This window comes from Sinorhizobium americanum (assembly GCF_001651855.1).
Taxonomy (GTDB): domain Bacteria; phylum Pseudomonadota; class Alphaproteobacteria; order Rhizobiales; family Rhizobiaceae; genus Sinorhizobium; species Sinorhizobium americanum.
Window position 1 is genome coordinate 1 of sequence record NZ_LNQC01000038.1, and the last position, 15,346, is coordinate 15,346.

The 15,346-nt window shown below is 56.6% G+C and carries 14 protein-coding genes and 1 pseudogene; 12 read left to right on the forward strand and 3 right to left on the reverse strand.

Annotated elements, in window-relative coordinates:
• Nucleotides 1–53: 53 nt before the first annotated feature.
• The 7 genes and pseudogenes from ATC00_RS03205 to ATC00_RS33890 all read left to right on the forward strand — a co-directional run bounded on the left by ATC00_RS03205 (nt 54) and on the right by ATC00_RS33890 (nt 8,846).
• Nucleotides 54–614: a lysozyme family protein gene (locus ATC00_RS03205; RefSeq protein ID WP_064251980.1), complete on the forward strand. Its 561-nt coding sequence runs from the start codon at nt 54–56 to the stop codon at nt 612–614.
• A 434-nt stretch (nt 615–1,048) separates the two neighbouring features.
• Nucleotides 1,049–1,219: a hypothetical protein gene (locus tag ATC00_RS32750; RefSeq protein WP_162532527.1), complete on the forward strand. Its 171-nt coding sequence runs from the start codon at nt 1,049–1,051 to the stop codon at nt 1,217–1,219.
• A 532-nt stretch (nt 1,220–1,751) separates the two neighbouring features.
• Nucleotides 1,752–4,235 (forward strand): sensor domain-containing protein, encoded by a 2,484-nt coding sequence (locus ATC00_RS03210; protein ID WP_037390268.1) that lies wholly within the window; start codon nt 1,752–1,754, stop codon nt 4,233–4,235.
• Nucleotides 4,236–4,589: 354 nt separating this feature from the next.
• Nucleotides 4,590–4,796, forward strand: a complete 207-nt coding sequence (locus ATC00_RS30730) for a hypothetical protein (RefSeq protein WP_037390269.1) — start codon at nt 4,590–4,592, stop codon at nt 4,794–4,796.
• Nucleotides 4,797–5,915: 1,119 nt separating this feature from the next.
• A complete protein-coding gene (locus ATC00_RS03220) occupies nt 5,916–6,581 on the forward strand; it encodes a hypothetical protein (protein WP_037385491.1) in 666 nt (221 codons plus the stop codon).
• A gap of 378 nt (nt 6,582–6,959) precedes the next feature.
• Nucleotides 6,960–7,172 (forward strand): annotated as a pseudogene (locus tag ATC00_RS30740) (LysR family transcriptional regulator); the annotation flags it as partial.
• 1,221 nt (nt 7,173–8,393) lie between these two features.
• Nucleotides 8,394–8,846: a toll/interleukin-1 receptor domain-containing protein gene (locus ATC00_RS33890; protein ID WP_052035545.1), complete on the forward strand. Its 453-nt coding sequence runs from the start codon at nt 8,394–8,396 to the stop codon at nt 8,844–8,846.
• On the opposite strand, the gene ATC00_RS03230 is transcribed toward ATC00_RS33890, so the two are convergent.
• Nucleotides 8,843–9,022 carry a hypothetical protein gene (locus ATC00_RS03230; RefSeq protein WP_064251967.1) on the reverse strand — a complete coding sequence of 60 codons (180 nt, stop codon included), beginning with the start codon at nt 9,020–9,022 and terminating at the stop codon, nt 8,843–8,845. The two genes, ATC00_RS33890 and ATC00_RS03230, sit on opposite strands and share 4 nt — an antisense overlap.
• A 115-nt stretch (nt 9,023–9,137) precedes the next feature.
• On the opposite strand from ATC00_RS03230, the gene ATC00_RS03240 reads away from it, so the two are divergent.
• From ATC00_RS03240 to ATC00_RS03260, 5 genes are all read left to right on the forward strand, one after another.
• Nucleotides 9,138–9,947 carry a hypothetical protein gene (locus tag ATC00_RS03240; protein WP_153045157.1) on the forward strand — a complete coding sequence of 270 codons (810 nt, stop codon included), beginning with the start codon at nt 9,138–9,140 and terminating at the stop codon, nt 9,945–9,947.
• On the forward strand, nt 9,947–10,885 hold the full coding sequence (locus ATC00_RS03245; RefSeq protein ID WP_037385480.1) for a hypothetical protein: 939 nt from the start codon (nt 9,947–9,949) through the stop codon (nt 10,883–10,885). The genes ATC00_RS03240 and ATC00_RS03245 overlap by 1 nt, the downstream gene beginning before the upstream one ends.
• Nucleotides 10,886–11,264: 379 nt before the next feature.
• Nucleotides 11,265–11,741: a TIR domain-containing protein gene (locus tag ATC00_RS03250; protein ID WP_037385478.1), complete on the forward strand. Its 477-nt coding sequence runs from the start codon at nt 11,265–11,267 to the stop codon at nt 11,739–11,741.
• A gap of 3 nt (nt 11,742–11,744) precedes the next feature.
• Nucleotides 11,745–13,193, forward strand: a complete 1,449-nt coding sequence (locus ATC00_RS03255) for an SIR2 family protein (RefSeq protein ID WP_037385475.1) — start codon at nt 11,745–11,747, stop codon at nt 13,191–13,193.
• Nucleotides 13,194–13,211: 18 nt separating this feature from the next.
• The gene (locus ATC00_RS03260; protein WP_037385472.1) at nt 13,212–13,763 is read left to right on the forward strand and encodes a toll/interleukin-1 receptor domain-containing protein; all 552 of its coding nucleotides are present in this window, start codon (nt 13,212–13,214) and stop codon (nt 13,761–13,763) included.
• A 2-nt stretch (nt 13,764–13,765) separates the two neighbouring features.
• Here ATC00_RS03260 and ATC00_RS03265 read toward each other — a convergent pair whose 3' ends face one another.
• Nucleotides 13,766–14,380, reverse strand: coding sequence for a hypothetical protein (locus tag ATC00_RS03265; RefSeq protein WP_153045159.1), 615 nt, complete (start codon nt 14,378–14,380; stop codon nt 13,766–13,768).
• Nucleotides 14,381–14,432: 52 nt separating this feature from the next.
• Nucleotides 14,433–15,071 (reverse strand): DUF4231 domain-containing protein, encoded by a 639-nt coding sequence (locus ATC00_RS03270; RefSeq protein WP_037385470.1) that lies wholly within the window; start codon nt 15,069–15,071, stop codon nt 14,433–14,435.
• Nucleotides 15,072–15,346: the final 275 nt, after the last annotated feature.

The window sequence follows — 15,346 nt, forward strand, 5'->3', positions numbered from 1 at the left end:
ATCTTGTCCTCATCGATCTCCATGAACCGACGTTACCACGCGCGGCACCCAAAATCCCGCGGCACTGCTCGGATGGATACGCCGGATCGGCCGATCCCCTCTCCGTGACCGTCAGATCGGGTGGTCGATTGATCCTTGTCCCGCCGGCCAAATCAGCCGACGAAGCGTTGGAAATCGTGCGGCAATATGCGGGAAACGCGGTGGTCCGTGTCGGTCTGACGCAGTTTCCAGTTGGCGTGGGAGTCAAGGACCCGGCGGACCTCAATCGGGATTTGCTCGACGCTTGCCAAAACGTTCGCAAGGGCACGGCTATGTTCGCCAAGATCATCAGGATCGTTTCAAAGTGGTACGGCAATCCCACGCACGATGAAGCCTTCCTGCAGATCTTCGAAGACGCCGTCTACGCATGGAAAACGGGAGAGTTCGAGGGGGTGAGGGTGTTTCAAGCTCCCGATCCGGGAGGGAGCGTCACGATGGAAAATGTATCGCCGGTGCGTGCGGAAAACAAAAACAGCGACATCCACCCGGAAGAAGCTGCCACCGAACCGCCCGACGCCATCAAGATTGGTTCAGCCGAGATGCGGATCGACCTGTCGAGCATAGGCGGCAAATGACATTCTCGCGCGACGGAGACAGACGGGAATGTCCTGATTAAAAATCGGTCATTCCGGCCGAGGCCTCCATTGCCACACCTAGGTGGTTGACGAACCGCAAAACTGGGGGAAATTTCTCCCACTGCCCCACGGCAGGTGTGGCAGTCTGTTCCCGGTTACATCGCTGCGCCAGGTGCGGTTTAACCCGGCCGCTTTGTTTTGCCGGAACTAAATTAGAAAACCTGCGTTTAGTACCGTCGCACACCAAAGCGACGTAAATGGCAGATGTAAATAAGGAAGCGGTGTTCTCTGTACGCCCTCAAAAATGCCGCTCCTGCCGCTCCCCTATCCGGGCGGCTTCCCAGTTCATGGCTTGTAACAAGGCAGTGTCCGTGTCGCGCGGGCACTGCCTTAGTCGTGGCAGCTCCCGCCGAAGTCAAAGCGAGATGCGAAGCATGATAATATTCGATGACGACGTGGAGACAGCGCTAGCTTTCGCCTGCGAGGAACTCCAGATGACGCGGGAAGAGCTGATGCGCCTCCTCGTTCGCGAGTGGCTGGAGTCCTATGCTTACCTGCCCCTCAACGACTTGGATGAGGGCAGCGAGACTGCGGGAAGCGCGTAGGTGCCGCGGCCAAAGCCGAACATGTCTCACCGATTGTGCGCTAAGCCGCCACGTTTCCTGAAAGCCGACCGGCTCATCAGAGATGAGAGAATACTGGCGATACACAAACTTGAACTGGCGACCGCCCATGAAGCGCGCCAACGGTAAGACATGCTTGCGCTCCCCTTTCACAGATTGATGACCGCCCCCTGCAGCGTCGGAACGCGTGAGGGGTAAAAACCGTCCGGCTGCCGGCTGGCACCGAATCCGACACCGATGAACCTGCTTGAGTGCAGCACAGGTACGATCATACGGAGCGCTGCTGCCGTCCCTTCGTGGTGTCCGGAAGGGTTCACGAGGGTTACGATCTGGCCCCGGCGGGGTTGTTTTTATAAGGCGCACTCATTCATTTCTTATTCACGATTGCTACCGTAAAGTGTTGACAACGCGCGGATACGCGCCACTCGATCAAGCGGACGATTGCGTTCCTCGCCTCGACGACGGAAGCAAACGTTGCCAGCCTCTTCTTCCAAAATGGACCGTTCAAAGCGCCATGGAAAAAACGCAACTCAGCGTATGGGAAGATTTTTTTCAGTTCGATCACGCACTCGTCATTTCCGATGCCGTCCCTCAGCCGATCATTGTGAAGGACAAACATTCGCGCTTCCGCTTCCTTAACAATGCCGCCTGTGCTCTTCTCGGCAGAGCACGCAGCGATCTGATCGGACGCACGGATCACGACATCCTACCGGCGGCAGAGGCCGATCGCATACGTGCGATGGACCAACAGGTTCTTGAGACCGGGGAAGAATTCTCTTTTGAGGAAGACATCACTGCAGCCGACGGAACCGTCAGAAGCCTGGTGACACAGAAACGGCGCGTCGAACTCGCCAGTGGCGGCTCGAAGGAGATGCTGCTGGTGGTGACGATCCTGGATATGACCGCATGTCGTAGGGCAGAGGCAGAGCTCCGCGCCAGTGAAGAGCATTATCGGTCCTTGATCGAGCTCCATCCTCAGGTCCCGTGGACGGCGCGCCCATCCGGAGAGGTTCTCGAAGTCGGCCCGCGATGGAACGAGATTACCGGCTTCGAGGCTACCGATGCGCTCGGGACAGAGCGGGCGAAGGCGGTGCATGCTGATGATGTTGAGAACGTGGAGCGGCTGTGGTCCAGTTCGCTTTCAACAGGAGACCCGCTGGATGTCGAATTCCGGCTGGCGACCGCCGAGGGAAGCCACCGTTGGTTTCGCAGTCGTGCGGCTGCACGAAAGGCGGAGGACGATACGATTGTCGGGTGGTACGGGCTCCTGGAAGATGTCGACGATCGCCGAAGAGCCTTGGAGTCAGTTAAGGAGAGCGAGGCCCGTTTCCGGGCCATCGCGGACGATGCGCCGGTGATGATTTGGGTGACCGACGAAAGCGGCGCTGCCACGTACCACAGTCGCCTCTGGCTCGAAACGACGGGCCAGACTGCCGAGCAGTCCCGAGGTCTTGGATGGGCCGATGCGGTTCATCCAGAGAAGCGGCAAGAGGTCGAGGCCGGGTTCGTGGCGGCAATGCGCGACCGAAAACCGGTTCGCGTGGAATACCGTCTCCGTCGCGCCGACGGGACTTGGGCCTGGGTCATCGATCTCGGGCAGCCACGCTTTGCCTCCGACGGGCGGTTCCTCGGCTATGTTGGTATTGCCCTCGACATCACCGACCGCCGCAAGGCGGAAGTAGAGCGATTGCTGGCGCAGAAGCAAATGCACCACATGGCACGACACGACGCGTTGACGGGACTGCCGAATTGGCAGTTTCTTCGCGAGGAGTTCGAGTGCATATCGGACAATATCGTGCCCGACACGAAAATCGCAATTCTCTGCCTTGATCTCGAAGGCTTCAAAGCGGTCAACGAGGCATACGGTCGAGCCAGCGGCGACCTGCTGCTGCGCCGTGTCGCCGACCGGCTGCGAAATTGTGTCAAGCAGTCCGACATTCTCTGTCGTTTGGGCAGCGACGATTTCGTCGTCTTGCGCACCGGGATAAAGAGCAATGATGAAGCGCGCAACCTTGCTCAGCAGCTTATCGATGTCGTTGAAGTGCCGTATGAGCTCGCAGGATCGCATGTCGATCTTGGGGTTATTGTCGGACTTGCGGCTGCTCCGAAGGGTGACCAGTCGATAGACGAGCTTATCCAGGCTGCCGATATAGCGCTTGATCAGGCCAAACCCGATGGCCGCGGCACATATGTAGAGTACGAGCCGGGAATGGACACGCATCTCCAGGCAAAACAGCAGATAAAGGTTTTGCTTCGGCAGGCGCTCGCAAACAATGCGCTTGAAGTCCACTACCAGCCGCTGGTCAACCTCCATACGGGCAGGCTCACGACATGTGAGGCGCTGGTCCGATGGCCGCAACCAGGACGAGGCCAGATCTCTCCGGCCGAGTTCATACCGGTTGCCGAGGAAGCTGACCTGATCGGGCCACTTGGCGAATGGGTCCTTCGTCAGGCCTGCACCGAGGCAGCGAAATGGCCGCTCGATATCAGTGTGGCGGTCAACCTATCGCCTGTGCAGTTCGACCGCCGTCTTGCTGCGACGGTCTGCGACATATTGAAAGAGACGGGACTGAATGCCTCGCGCCTAGAACTCGAAATCACCGAGTCGGTCTTGCTCGATGAATGCGACCGCAATTTTCAGATACTGAAGGAGATTCGGCAACTCGGAGTCAAAGTCGCGATCGACGATTTCGGGACCGGTTATTCGTCGCTGAGCTATCTGAGGAGCTTTCGGTTCGACAAAATCAAGATCGACCGCAGCTTCGTTTCCGATCTGCCGGCCGGGAAGGAATCGCTGGCGATCCTCAGGGCGGTTGCCGGAATTGGACGCACGCTGGGAATCACCACTACCGTGGAAGGCGTCGAGGCTCCAGACCAACTCGAGATTATCAAGGCTGAAGGCTTCGATGAGGCGCAAGGTTACCTTTTCTCACGCCCCCTGCCCGCTGCACAGTTACTCAAGCTTATGCAGTCATGGGGTGACAAGTCTTCGCCATAGCAAGTTGCCGACTGACTGCCGACAGCGGCCCGATCTTGTCCGTATTGGCACCCTTTGAGAAAGAAAAGAAAAAGCCTCCACTGCTGCCCAGACAACAAGGAGGCTTCGCGCCCGAGGGTTCGAATTCAAAGGGGCCGCGACAATAGTGAACCTAGGCGCACTGCAACGAGAAACTGCTCACCAGCGGCCGGTGAAGAGATTGACACTCGCGTTCGGTATCTCCACCCACACCTTGTTCATGGCGAATCGCAGGGTCCCGAGCGTCGATCCTGAGACTGATAAGAGGCTGGCGATCTCGATCAACCAGCCTAGATTTTCTAACGCCGCCGCATCGGCTTCGTCGGAGGGAATACAATGGATTTCGCGCAACCCATGAGTTTCGATCCACTTGGATCCGACGGCTTGGAAATGATCGAAAGGGCGCTCCACGCCGAACTGCAAAGGCGCGCATTTTCACGCAAGTCAGAAGAAGCTGAAGCGCTCGCCGCGGAGGTGATTGCAGCCTACCACGCCGGGGTTCGTGATGATCTCGGTCTAAGTATTGTTGCAGGGCTGGCTTAAGGCCCGGCGGGGCTCCGTCCCTACTGTACGCCCCTTTAACTGGAAGTTACGCTTTTGGGAACCAATTCCGGAACACCGGAGTTTGTCTTTGTCGCCCTCACCTCAGCGCGACAAAGGCAAAAGCAGCGGCGCCTTCGATCCCCTCGGAGGACGCCGCTCTTTTTATGCGTCAGCGCTCAGCCACCATTGTGACGCCGCACCGCTCTGAAATCTGGCTTGCGCTTGTGCAAACGGAAGTGAAGTCAGTATACGCCCGCAGGGGAAGGTCACTGGATCGCAGAATAAATTCAGTCACCTTGCGGAACGAACCGATCATGTGCGTGCCCGAGGCTGACAGCCCGCTTGTCCAATACCGCGGACGAGATCTCAAACGCATGCCGGATGAGGATCTCTATCCTCGCTGCTGCCCAGGCGGTCCGATCGTTCCTACGCCTGGGCCTTCCCGGCGAACGCCTTCGAGAACGCCAACTCCTCATTCTTCGGCTCAAAACCTTCCGGCTAATTCTTCTGGATCTATTTGATCTCTATTGCTATCTGGCGTCATCGCGGCGTGCTCGTGGCTGGCGCTGATAACCCCGGCACTCTTTTCATGAAGATGGGCAAAACCGCGGCAAGGACGCCGCTGGCACCTTACCGCTTGTTGGTCGTCGCCGCTCTCACCTGCGCGGGGGGACGACCTCCATAGTCGTGTTCCCATTGATACATTATGCGATCATTTTAGCCCAGAACGTGAACATCCTTGCAACAAGGCGTTGCACGGGGCTCGTGAACAACGGCTCCCTTCGGACGCCGGCCTCGGCGCCAGCCACCACGTGGATGGCCGGCATCCGAAACCCTGCACCGAAGCAGACTCTCAGAGCGGAGTCGTGGTGGCCTCTTTGCGCCCCAATTGCGGCCGCCAGCTAGATCGAACTCTGATCCTGGAAGCGGCCGCTCGGCAGCGCTGGGAATACCAGTCTCGAGCCGTTGCCAAGTCGGCGAACGGTCATGCGACTTTCTTACCATCTTCGAGGTATCATTCGGTGGCGCATTGGGCGCGATGCTTAGGCTCGCAAACGCCTCAGCGAGAACACATGAGTCGGCCGATGACGCGCATACGAATTTCGCAGGACGTCTGACATGGGCGCGACCTCTCGCCCGAGAACCACTGGCCTGCGGCAATTCCTCGACCTTGAGCAGCAGCGCGATTGGATAGCGGGCAAGATCGACTTGCCGGACACGTGCGACCGCTTAGAGTCCCTGGAACAGCGCTTCAAGTATGTCGCTCGATTTGAGAAGCTACTTAGTCGCCCGCAAGCAGGGGAAGTACTGGAGATCCTCAGGCTATACGGTCCAAACTGCATTCCGATCCTCCTGCGCAAGACCGAGCGCTACTACTGGTCGGTTTCCTGTCTGCCGTCGACCTCGGACAAGCCGCTCGTACGCGTCAATGCGAGCTGGATGGAGCTTTTTACACTCTATGCCCAAGGCGAAGATATCCGCGCCAGATTCATCGTGCATCTTTCGGATTTCACTACAGATCGTTCAGCCACGCCGAGCCGAGTGGACGAACCCTTTCTCGAGCAAAGCGTCGCGATGCCAGAGCACGTCAGTTATTTCTTCCCGCGTGGTGCGGACATTTTCGGCATCAACGTGCGCGGCTCTGTCTCGATCCGCAAATTCCTCACGAGCCGCCGCGTGGTGAGCGCCATTCGCACGTTCAACCTGACGCACATGAACCGGGGGAAGAACGCCTATCAGGCGAGCCATTGCTACAGCGTGGCGGATTACATGCAGGCAGATTGAGGGGTTCTCTAATGCGTGCCATCCTGGCGAACTCACCGTCGCCGTCGCGGCCCCATTTCGCGACGTCGAGAATGACGGCGCCAACCTCGGCCGGTGCGCGCCCTGCATGTCGGTCATAGGGCATCTACAAAAGCTGATATCGTGGTGGAACGGCCGCATATTCGTGCCCTATGTCGGTCGTTAGAGCTGCGTTCGCCGATCTCCATAAAGCGGACACTGGCCATAACTCGTCCGAATGTCGGCTGATTATTTCGGAGTATGCATTCGAATCCTGGTCGGTCCGCCAAACACCGCCGATTGCCCTCTATAACTCGCTTTACCGCCGATCACCACACTCGCACCAAGCGGGGCTGAAAGCCGCCGATTCTACGCTACAGCCTCGGCATCGCGTGGCTCCCCGATTGCATCACGTATGAATATGTGGCCTCTGGCGCATTGGTTCCGATCATGACGCGCTATCCGGTCCCTCCGGGGGCCGCGTATGTCGTACGCCCGCCGAGCCAGCATCCCACCCGCAAAGTGCGGGTGCTCACCGAAATGCTGACTGAGTACTTCAAACGGAACCCGGAGCTTTGGGGTGTGGATAGTTAAAACGCGAACGGAGCGAAGCCTCGTCAAGAACCTGCATTCGACGGTCGCTCTATAACGAGGAGCCGAGCTCGACCGCGCCCGCGTTCCGCTGCCTGCGTACAACTCGGCATCATTCATATTTTGCCATTCGCTCGTGACCCTATTTAGGAGGGCTATGGAGGGGAACAGAGTAGATGTGGTTCTCTGGTTCGTCGTTCTCGGCCCACCGGAGGAGATTCGAACTGCACCTAAGTGGCTCGAACGCACTGTGTAAGTCTGCTTTCTTGGCCTCGCTCTCCAGAAGGGGACTGTCAGTTCACGGCCCCTGAACGCGACGTTAGTATATTCGATTGGCAATAACGCTCCTGGCGCAACTTGCTCGTTCAGATGAGCAAGACGAACGGGGGCCGTCTTCCACCTCTGAGACGATCGGAAGGCGGCAACATGCCCCCGAGATGTCGACTCCTATCCCTCGCCTTGAAGGGATCAGAACCAACCGCCCTGTTATTGGAAATTTCCTTTTTCATGGATTCGTTAGGCGAAACAAGAACTTGGCCTGACTGGAATGGGGCCGGAAGCTGAAGGTCGGCTTCCAGCTCAGGCCTCAGGGACAGCGGACATGATATTGGGTCTGATAGTTGGACGACCTACGCGCCAGTGTGACCTTCTTTCCCACATGATCTTGCCAGAGACTAGGCGCTTTAGGCGATGTCAATGGAAAACGAGATCAGGCGAAGCCCCAGACCTTCTCGCAATATCATCAGAGCTCACCCGCGTTGCAACTGCTTCAATCATCCGAGAACGGGGAAGCATCTTGACACGGAAGCTGCTCATTCCGAGCACGGTCTAGTGACAGAGAATCGCGCAGCAGGGCAGGCAAAGCAATGACCCCAGAGATGCGGCTCGGCGATCGGGGATGTTCACATACCGACCCTGAAAGCGTTGGCTTAGCGAGCTACGGATTGGTGAAGGAGAAGGAAAGGCATGGCAAGATGCACTGCACCAGCAAGGGGCCATCGCTCAGCGGCCGCCGCAGCCGACTGTCCTGCATGCGGGGGCCGGTATGGCCGCTATAGCAGTTACGGCGGGTATGGCAGCGGCTATAGCAGCTCCGGATCATACTCGTCCCCTTCATATTCCCCCTCAAGGAGCAGCGGCGGATCGGGGCGCCGCACCTCAAAGCCGCGCTGGTCGGGAGCCGGTTCGGCTGTGTGGTACACGCCTGAACAAGTGCAGGCGCTCATGCCGGTTCGCGAGAACGTCGAGAACCTAGCGGCGTCGCAGCCTGACCTTCGAGACGTGTTTCTCTGTCACGCGTGGGATGACAGGCAGGGCTCCGCTAAGGAACTGCATGATCTGCTCGAAGCGCGCGGTGTTCGCGTGTGGTTCAGCGAGAAGGACCTTGGCCTCGGGGTGCCGATGATGCGGGCGATCGACAAGGGCTTGGTGAATTCGCGTGTCGGTATCGTTTTGGTGACCCCGGCTATGTTGCGGCGCCTCCCGGCAGAAGGCATCGCAGACAAAGAGCTTTCGGCGCTACTCCGGCGAGAGCGGCTCGTCCCGGTTGTCCACGGAACCACCTATGAAGAGCTTGAGCGGGTCAGCCTCCTGCTAGCCTCCCGAGCCGGGCTGAATACCGCCGAAGAGTCGATGGCGGAAGTCGCCACCAAAATCGCCGAACTGGTCGCTACTTAGTCACGCCGGAGGTAAAATCGATGTTTTTCGGCGGACACCGCAGGTTTCTGCCGCGCCTTCGCTTGCTCCTGCACTTCGATAAATTCCAAAGTGATTTTTGCCGAGCTCTTGCCGGCACTGGTGAAGGCGGGCCTGAAACAGCTAAGATCCGCGTGCGTCGGCCCGCCGATCAGCATGGTCTGCGCGTGCGTTGATTTCTGCGAACTACAGCGGCGAAGGCTTTACTTGGGATTGGTGACAATTCATGACTAGGCATAACCTTCTTTTATATCGCCTGGATAGAAGTTTCTAATGATCGATCGTCCGAACAATCCGCGGGCTTTTGCAGAGGTAGTGTCCATCGACGTGTGGCGAACGCCCTATGCAGATGGCATAGGAGAAGCCGACCTGCATATCGATGTCGGTTTCTTTGAAGGTGGTCTGGGCGCTGACGCTTTGGCTGGATCGCCGGTTCGGTTCCGGCTCAGTCTCAAACGAGCCGAAATCCATGTGTTTCGCGACCAGGCAAATATTATCGAAATTCCCGCAAGCAGTGTCGCGCGGGCGGCCCTGGTTGCGAGTAAAGCGAAAACCACCACGACCCAGTCGAGATCGATCAAGGGTGCGGTCAAGGCGGCATTAGCGAATGGAAAGCCTCGGCTCGACCTGGACCTCGATGCCAAGGGCGGCACTGAAATCACCAAACGGATCGAGAAGGACGAAGATCTCGGCGAGATGCGCATAGCGCATCGAAAAATGTCCGACGGTCGCGGATATGTTTTCACAATCCAGCCGGCAACGTCGCGGAGACTCGATGGGTCAGCGTGGGATCCGGCCGCGCCTCGAATGAAGCTTCGCGACACGAAGGCCGGACGAAAGCGCGGCGACCCTCCAGAGGTAACAGTTCAGATCCATTGCAGACGCGAAGACCTCCTCATCGAGGATCCTACAATCGTTGACGCGACGGTGTGGAACGGCGGTCTGCTCAGCAGAAACAAGCAAATTGCAGTCGAACAGTACATCAAGAAGGAGGTACTCGCCATGGGTCTGCCTTGCGGCGATCTATCGGACTCCTTTGCGACCGTCATCCTGGCCGACGCCGTGTCCGTGGAAGAGCGATGATGTTCGACCGGTTGCGGGCGCTTTGTGCTGCCAGGACAGATAACCTTGCCGAACTGGCGGAAATTGCCGCACCCGGCGACTCAGCATTTTTCGACGGCGCCCAATTTGCTGGAGCCGACCTGCGGGCCACAAACCTCACAGGGTTTCGTCTGCAGGGAGCCGCATTCGGAGGGGCCGAAATCGACGAAACGACCATCCTGCCGGACACGACGTCGCTACTCGACCTCAAACGAAACGACAAGGACACTCCGTTTGCTGTTCATGTGGTCGAGGGCATTTCGTCAGCCATTCAGAAAGAGGTGATTGCCTCGCTCGATCATCTTGAAAGAAAGGTCGGCAGGCACGGAGGCTCTAATATAAGAGGCCCGATTTCGCGCCGATCGTCAAATATCCCTCTGAAGAACGACAACGAACGCAATTTCAGACTGAGCGCGATCAGACGCATGCGCCGTCTTGCCAGCGATATCGTCGCATCAAGGGAAAGCGATCTGACGATCGGAGGCGTCCTGAAAAACGTGGAGCGTCTGGTGGCGATGATTGAAATTTGTGAGAGCGTCCTGAAGAAATACGAGCCCCGGATTTATCAGCGTATTTCGCAGTCCATGAAAGCAGAGATGAAAAAGCTTGGCCTGCTGATCGCTAACCATGACGCACAAGTCTCGATAACCAGACAGCAATGGAAAGCCATCCTGTCTGTGCTGCCGGCGACGGTTTCCAGTCTGGAATATATTGGCGAATTTGCGTCGAAAAGCGGCTCCGGAGACATTCTCGCTAACTTACTTTTCAAGATTTTCTTCCTGCTGGAAGACGTCAAGGACCTTTATCTGGCGCTCCCTGCAGATCAGCAGAAAATTGACCCGGTCAGTTTCCAGATCCACCTCGAGACCGCGGACGAAGGTCCCGAAATACACGGACTTCGCGAACCCTACGCGATGTGAGGCGAGCAAATGCACAGTTGTCTGCAATCCAAAGCGAGCATCGCTTTGCCAAAGCACAAGCGAGTAAACGCGCCGACGAGTACATGCAACATGTTTTAGGAACGATCAGAAGCAAAATTCCGGCAAATGGGCTTATTGTCCGCATCGAGGACGCGCGCGAGCAAACCATCGGATAGCATTTTGAGCGTTCGAATGGCGAAGCAGTCGACGTGCACTTCTCGTATCGCCGGTTGGGAGAGAACAATGGATTGGATATGGTTGTCTATCTCGACAATAATCTTCGAATCACAATGCATCATATGGTAGCTGTGACCGCGCAGCGGGTGGGCTAGACTAAGTCGACGGGCCAAAGAAGAGTTGCTGCTTGTGAGGAGGGAAGATGGCGCGCAAAGTGTTTTTCAGCTTTCATTATGATCGTGACGTTCACCGTGTCATGCAAGTAAGAAATTCTTGGATCTTTCGGCCTGAAGGCGAAGCTTCCCCTTTTTTTGATAAGGCCGAGTTTGAACAGGTAAAGAAACGTGCGGGCGGTATCGAGAAATGGATTGAGGAGCAGCTTGCTGGGACGTCAGTTACTGTAGTCCTCTACGGTGCTGAAACCTATCATCGTCCTTGGGTACGTCACGAGATCAAGCGCAGCTATGAGCTTCGTAAAGGGCTACTCGCTATCGACATCCATAACATCAAGCATCCACAGAACGGAGCGGACGTTCAGGGTCTCAATCCGCTTTCTTATTTCAATGTCAACCAGACACCTTTGAACACGATGTACCGCCAGTACAATTGGGTTACCGACAACGGCTATGCCAACATCAGTTCCTGGATCGAAGCCGCGGCAAACGCTGTAGGGCGATAGACCATGGTTGGTAATGGTCGAACGCGTTTTCTTCGTGAATTTCCGGCCTCGTTGCACGAAGGGACTGGTGCCATTTTTGTCGGCGCTGGCGTCTCGATGGCGGCGGGCTATCCCTCCTGGTCAAAGTTGCTGACCGAAATAGGCGAGGAGATCGGCGTAAACTCCCGAGACATTCAGGATCTCGCCGCCTTGGCGCAATGGCACATCCGTGAGACAGGGAATGCGACGGGTGTGCGCAATGTGATCAAGCGCGAAATCGGCTTCGACCGGCCGCTTCCGGAAACCGTTAGAACCCTTGCTCGCCTTCCTGTCCGCCATATCTGGACCACGAACTACGACCGACTGATTGAACGGGCCTTTGCGGAGATTAGTCGGCCGTTGGATCCGGTCGCCGGCGCGAAGGACCTCGCGCTTAAGGTGACGCCCGGAGCAACCCGACTCTACAAAATGCATGGTTCCGTCGACAGGCTGGATGATATCGTCATCTCGACGGACGATTATGAGCTGTTTCGCACGAAGCGGGGAGCGTTCCTTCCGCTACTGCAGGCCCATCTGAGTAGCATGTCCATGCTTTTCGTCGGCCTCAGCTTAACCGATCCCAATGTCCGTCATGTCCTGTCGCTCATTAGAGAAAGCTTCACCGACGCGCCGCCGGAGCATTTCGCGATCCTTAAGCCGCCGAAAGCGGAGGATTTCACAAACGACGACGAGTTCAATGCCCGTCTTGCTCAACACAAACTTTGGGCGAAGGATCTCAGCCGATATGGCCTTGTTGCGGTTGAAGTCGATGATTACGATGAAGTCCCCGAACTGCTGCGCGAGGTCGAAAGGCGAGTCGCCGCTAAGCGTGTTTGGGTCAGCGGGAGCTGGCCACTGGAAGACGGCAATTCATTCACCCCCCGAGTCTATGCAGTGGCTGAAGAGATTGGCCGCCTGATCGGCAAGACCCATCGGGATCTGGTCACAGGCACGGGCCTGCTTGTCGGTCCAGCTGTCGTTTCCGGGTTTATGGACGCGCTTCGGGAAGGTGGCGGTTGGGATATCGACCGTAGGCTTATCGCCCGGCCGTTTCCTCAAGGAGTCTCGGGGCGAGCGGTGGACCGCGCCCAATGGACGGCCCTTCGAACTGAGATGGCTCGTTTGGCGGGCGTGACAATCTTTCTGGGTGGCTTGAAAACTAACAAAGGATCCCCCGTTGTCGCCGACGGAGTGATGGAAGAATTCGCACTAGCACAGACAGCAGGCTCCTTCGTTCTACCCGTTGGAGCATTCGGCGGTGCTGCCGAACAGATCGCCAAAAAAATGATCGGAGCCAGCGCTCCCCCAGACGGCCCGAAAGCCTCCAGGCCAAAAGATGACGAACTCATTGCCCTCTTGAACCCTTCGGCTAGCGACAAACAGATTCTCGCTACGGTTCGCGCGATCCTCGACCGACTCGCCAAGGTCGCATAGCGAGGATGGGCTTCGCGAATGGTTGAATTTATTACATCTGATGAACTCCGCAGGTACGCCGCGAGACGCTCTGCGGCGGAGCAGGCGCGCATGCGCATGACCGCTCGGTCTCGGTCACCCCAAGGCGCTACCTTTCTATCCCACTCCAGCAAAGACCAGGACCTTGTTGTCGGTGCGATCATAGTGCTCGAAAATCACGGTGCGCAGGTCTATGTCGACGAGGTGGATCCTGAGATGCCGCCCTACACTAACACGGACACAGCCAACCTGCTGAAATCGAGGATAAGGCAGTCCAGGAAGTTTGTTGTTCTAACCAGCAAGAACAGTAAGGAAAGTCGGTGGGTGCCATGGGAACTGGGAGTTGCTGACGGCTGTAAGGATCTTACAAACATTGCGCTCTTTCCTTCCTCCGACACCGCATACGACATGTCCTGGGCAGACTGGGAATATCTCGGCCTCTATCATCGTATTGTTTGGGGCAAGCACAAAAATTACGGGAAGGAGATCTGGATGGTGCTGGACCAGAGAACCTTTACGGCCACCGAGCTCTCGGCGTGGCTCCGTCGCTAGCGCTAACCCAAGAAGTAGTCCGGAAGCGTCTCCAAGGTTGCCCAAACTTGAAAAGGCATCCACGTTGCCAACGCAAGCGGCTTCGGCGCTACGTATCTGGCCGCGATGTCGGCTAAACGAGCTGGTACGCGCAAGATGAATCGATCGTCCTCCTCCACTACTGGATAGAGGCCTAAGAACTCGCGTCCACGATACTTGTCGTACTCATCGCGAACGATTGGAAGAACACAAACGCGACGCTGGGCACCGTGGAACCATCCGATCTCCCAGCTCATCCAGTTCGACGTGTTTGCGTGTTCTGAGTCAATGAACATCAGCCCTCTGGACGCGAGCATTTTGCCTTTGATGTATTCCGCGTCGGCGGGCGTGGTCTTACTCCGGTCTGAAATCGGCTTCTCAACCCAATCGCAGAATACGGTGAGGCCGATATCTTCGGTCAGTATGGTGTAGACGCCAAGAACTAGCTCTTCATCACGGATAGCTTGCGACAGAAAGATATCGTAGCGCGCTAAATCCGTTCTGGCATGGTGTGAGAGCAACTGGCGCGCAGTTAGACCGGCAGATTTAACGCTCATGCGAGCGCGCTCTCGGACATGGCTTTCAACTAGTAAACTCATCTTCACTCCAAGACAGCGAAGGGCGCAGCATCCCTAGTGGCTTGGGCGCTCCTCACTCACTCGACCTTGGAGGATTGCCTTCACGGCTCACCTGGCTTCTTGCTTGCTCTATCGAGGGGGTATTGTCTGTCTCTGCGTTTCTAACAAATTTTCGCAAATTTTCGACCTCATCGAAATACCGATCCAGTTGTTCTTCCTCGGTGGAGCCAAACGTGTGAGGCCTGTCCAGCATCCGCCGGTACGTGTCATAGAAGTTTGATTCACCTTCTCTAAAGGCACGGTAATTGTCCGCGATCTTAAACGAGCGATGGATAGCGAGCAGGATAGCTGAATAAGCAGAAATTACGGTAATGAGCCACTTCGACAGTGGGTCGGCGTCTGAGGCCTGAGCCAAAAAGGGGATAATGACTGATGAGGGAATTGTCCAAAACAGACAATAATAGTGGGCCCGCCTAAATAATTCCGCCTGCTTTTTCCAAAATCCTAAGGTCCCACGAATTCGATCAAAATGCTGCTGCAAAGCATCCTTTGCTCCATCAGTGAAATGCTTTGATTGCTCGAAATTTGGCCCGCCGGGATGGAGCTCAATTTTACCGAAAATTGTTCGCAGAACCGGCAGGCCGGTAATAACTGCAAGCGACACATACGCAAATATTGCTATAAGCCACCAATTTACATTCACAAACGCCATCGGCGATCCCAACAGGTTATTGCGCAGGCAGTTTCAGTCCATTTGCTTCATACAAAAAACGCTAGTAAAGGTTGATTCAAAAATGCGGTCAACTGCTACAAAACGCAAGTTGAGAGGGGCGATGATTCGGGGCTCAACACATTTCAATCTTGCGTGCACCAACGGTGGCACACGCTGAACACGCACATGGCCAACATTATACAGGCTACATTCGCCGTGAGCGTCGTGTTAAACCCTCTCGCCACTCCCTGTATCCGATCGCTTCGGGCCTCCTT

What these genes read in the sequence shown, in the direction of transcription:
- ATC00_RS03260 (WP_037385472.1), top strand. Translation starts at nt 13,212, where the DNA reads ATGGTTGAATTTATTACATCTGATGAACTCCGCAGGTACGCCGCGAGA.
- ATC00_RS03210 (WP_037390268.1), top strand. Translation starts at nt 1,752, where the DNA reads ATGGAAAAAACGCAACTCAGCGTATGGGAAGATTTTTTTCAGTTCGAT.
- ATC00_RS03255 (WP_037385475.1), top strand. Translation starts at nt 11,745, where the DNA reads ATGGTTGGTAATGGTCGAACGCGTTTTCTTCGTGAATTTCCGGCCTCG.
- ATC00_RS03245 (WP_037385480.1), top strand. Translation starts at nt 9,947, where the DNA reads ATGTTCGACCGGTTGCGGGCGCTTTGTGCTGCCAGGACAGATAACCTT.
- ATC00_RS03270 (WP_037385470.1), bottom strand. Translation starts at nt 15,071, where the DNA reads ATGGCGTTTGTGAATGTAAATTGGTGGCTTATAGCAATATTTGCGTAT.
- ATC00_RS03265 (WP_153045159.1), bottom strand. Translation starts at nt 14,380, where the DNA reads ATGAGTTTACTAGTTGAAAGCCATGTCCGAGAGCGCGCTCGCATGAGC.
- ATC00_RS30730 (WP_037390269.1), top strand. Translation starts at nt 4,590, where the DNA reads ATGGATTTCGCGCAACCCATGAGTTTCGATCCACTTGGATCCGACGGC.
- ATC00_RS03250 (WP_037385478.1), top strand. Translation starts at nt 11,265, where the DNA reads ATGGCGCGCAAAGTGTTTTTCAGCTTTCATTATGATCGTGACGTTCAC.
- ATC00_RS32750 (WP_162532527.1), top strand. Translation starts at nt 1,049, where the DNA reads ATGATAATATTCGATGACGACGTGGAGACAGCGCTAGCTTTCGCCTGC.
- ATC00_RS03240 (WP_153045157.1), top strand. Translation starts at nt 9,138, where the DNA reads ATGATCGATCGTCCGAACAATCCGCGGGCTTTTGCAGAGGTAGTGTCC.
- ATC00_RS03230 (WP_064251967.1), bottom strand. Translation starts at nt 9,022, where the DNA reads ATGCTGATCGGCGGGCCGACGCACGCGGATCTTAGCTGTTTCAGGCCC.
- ATC00_RS03220 (WP_037385491.1), top strand. Translation starts at nt 5,916, where the DNA reads ATGGGCGCGACCTCTCGCCCGAGAACCACTGGCCTGCGGCAATTCCTC.
- ATC00_RS33890 (WP_052035545.1), top strand. Translation starts at nt 8,394, where the DNA reads ATGCCGGTTCGCGAGAACGTCGAGAACCTAGCGGCGTCGCAGCCTGAC.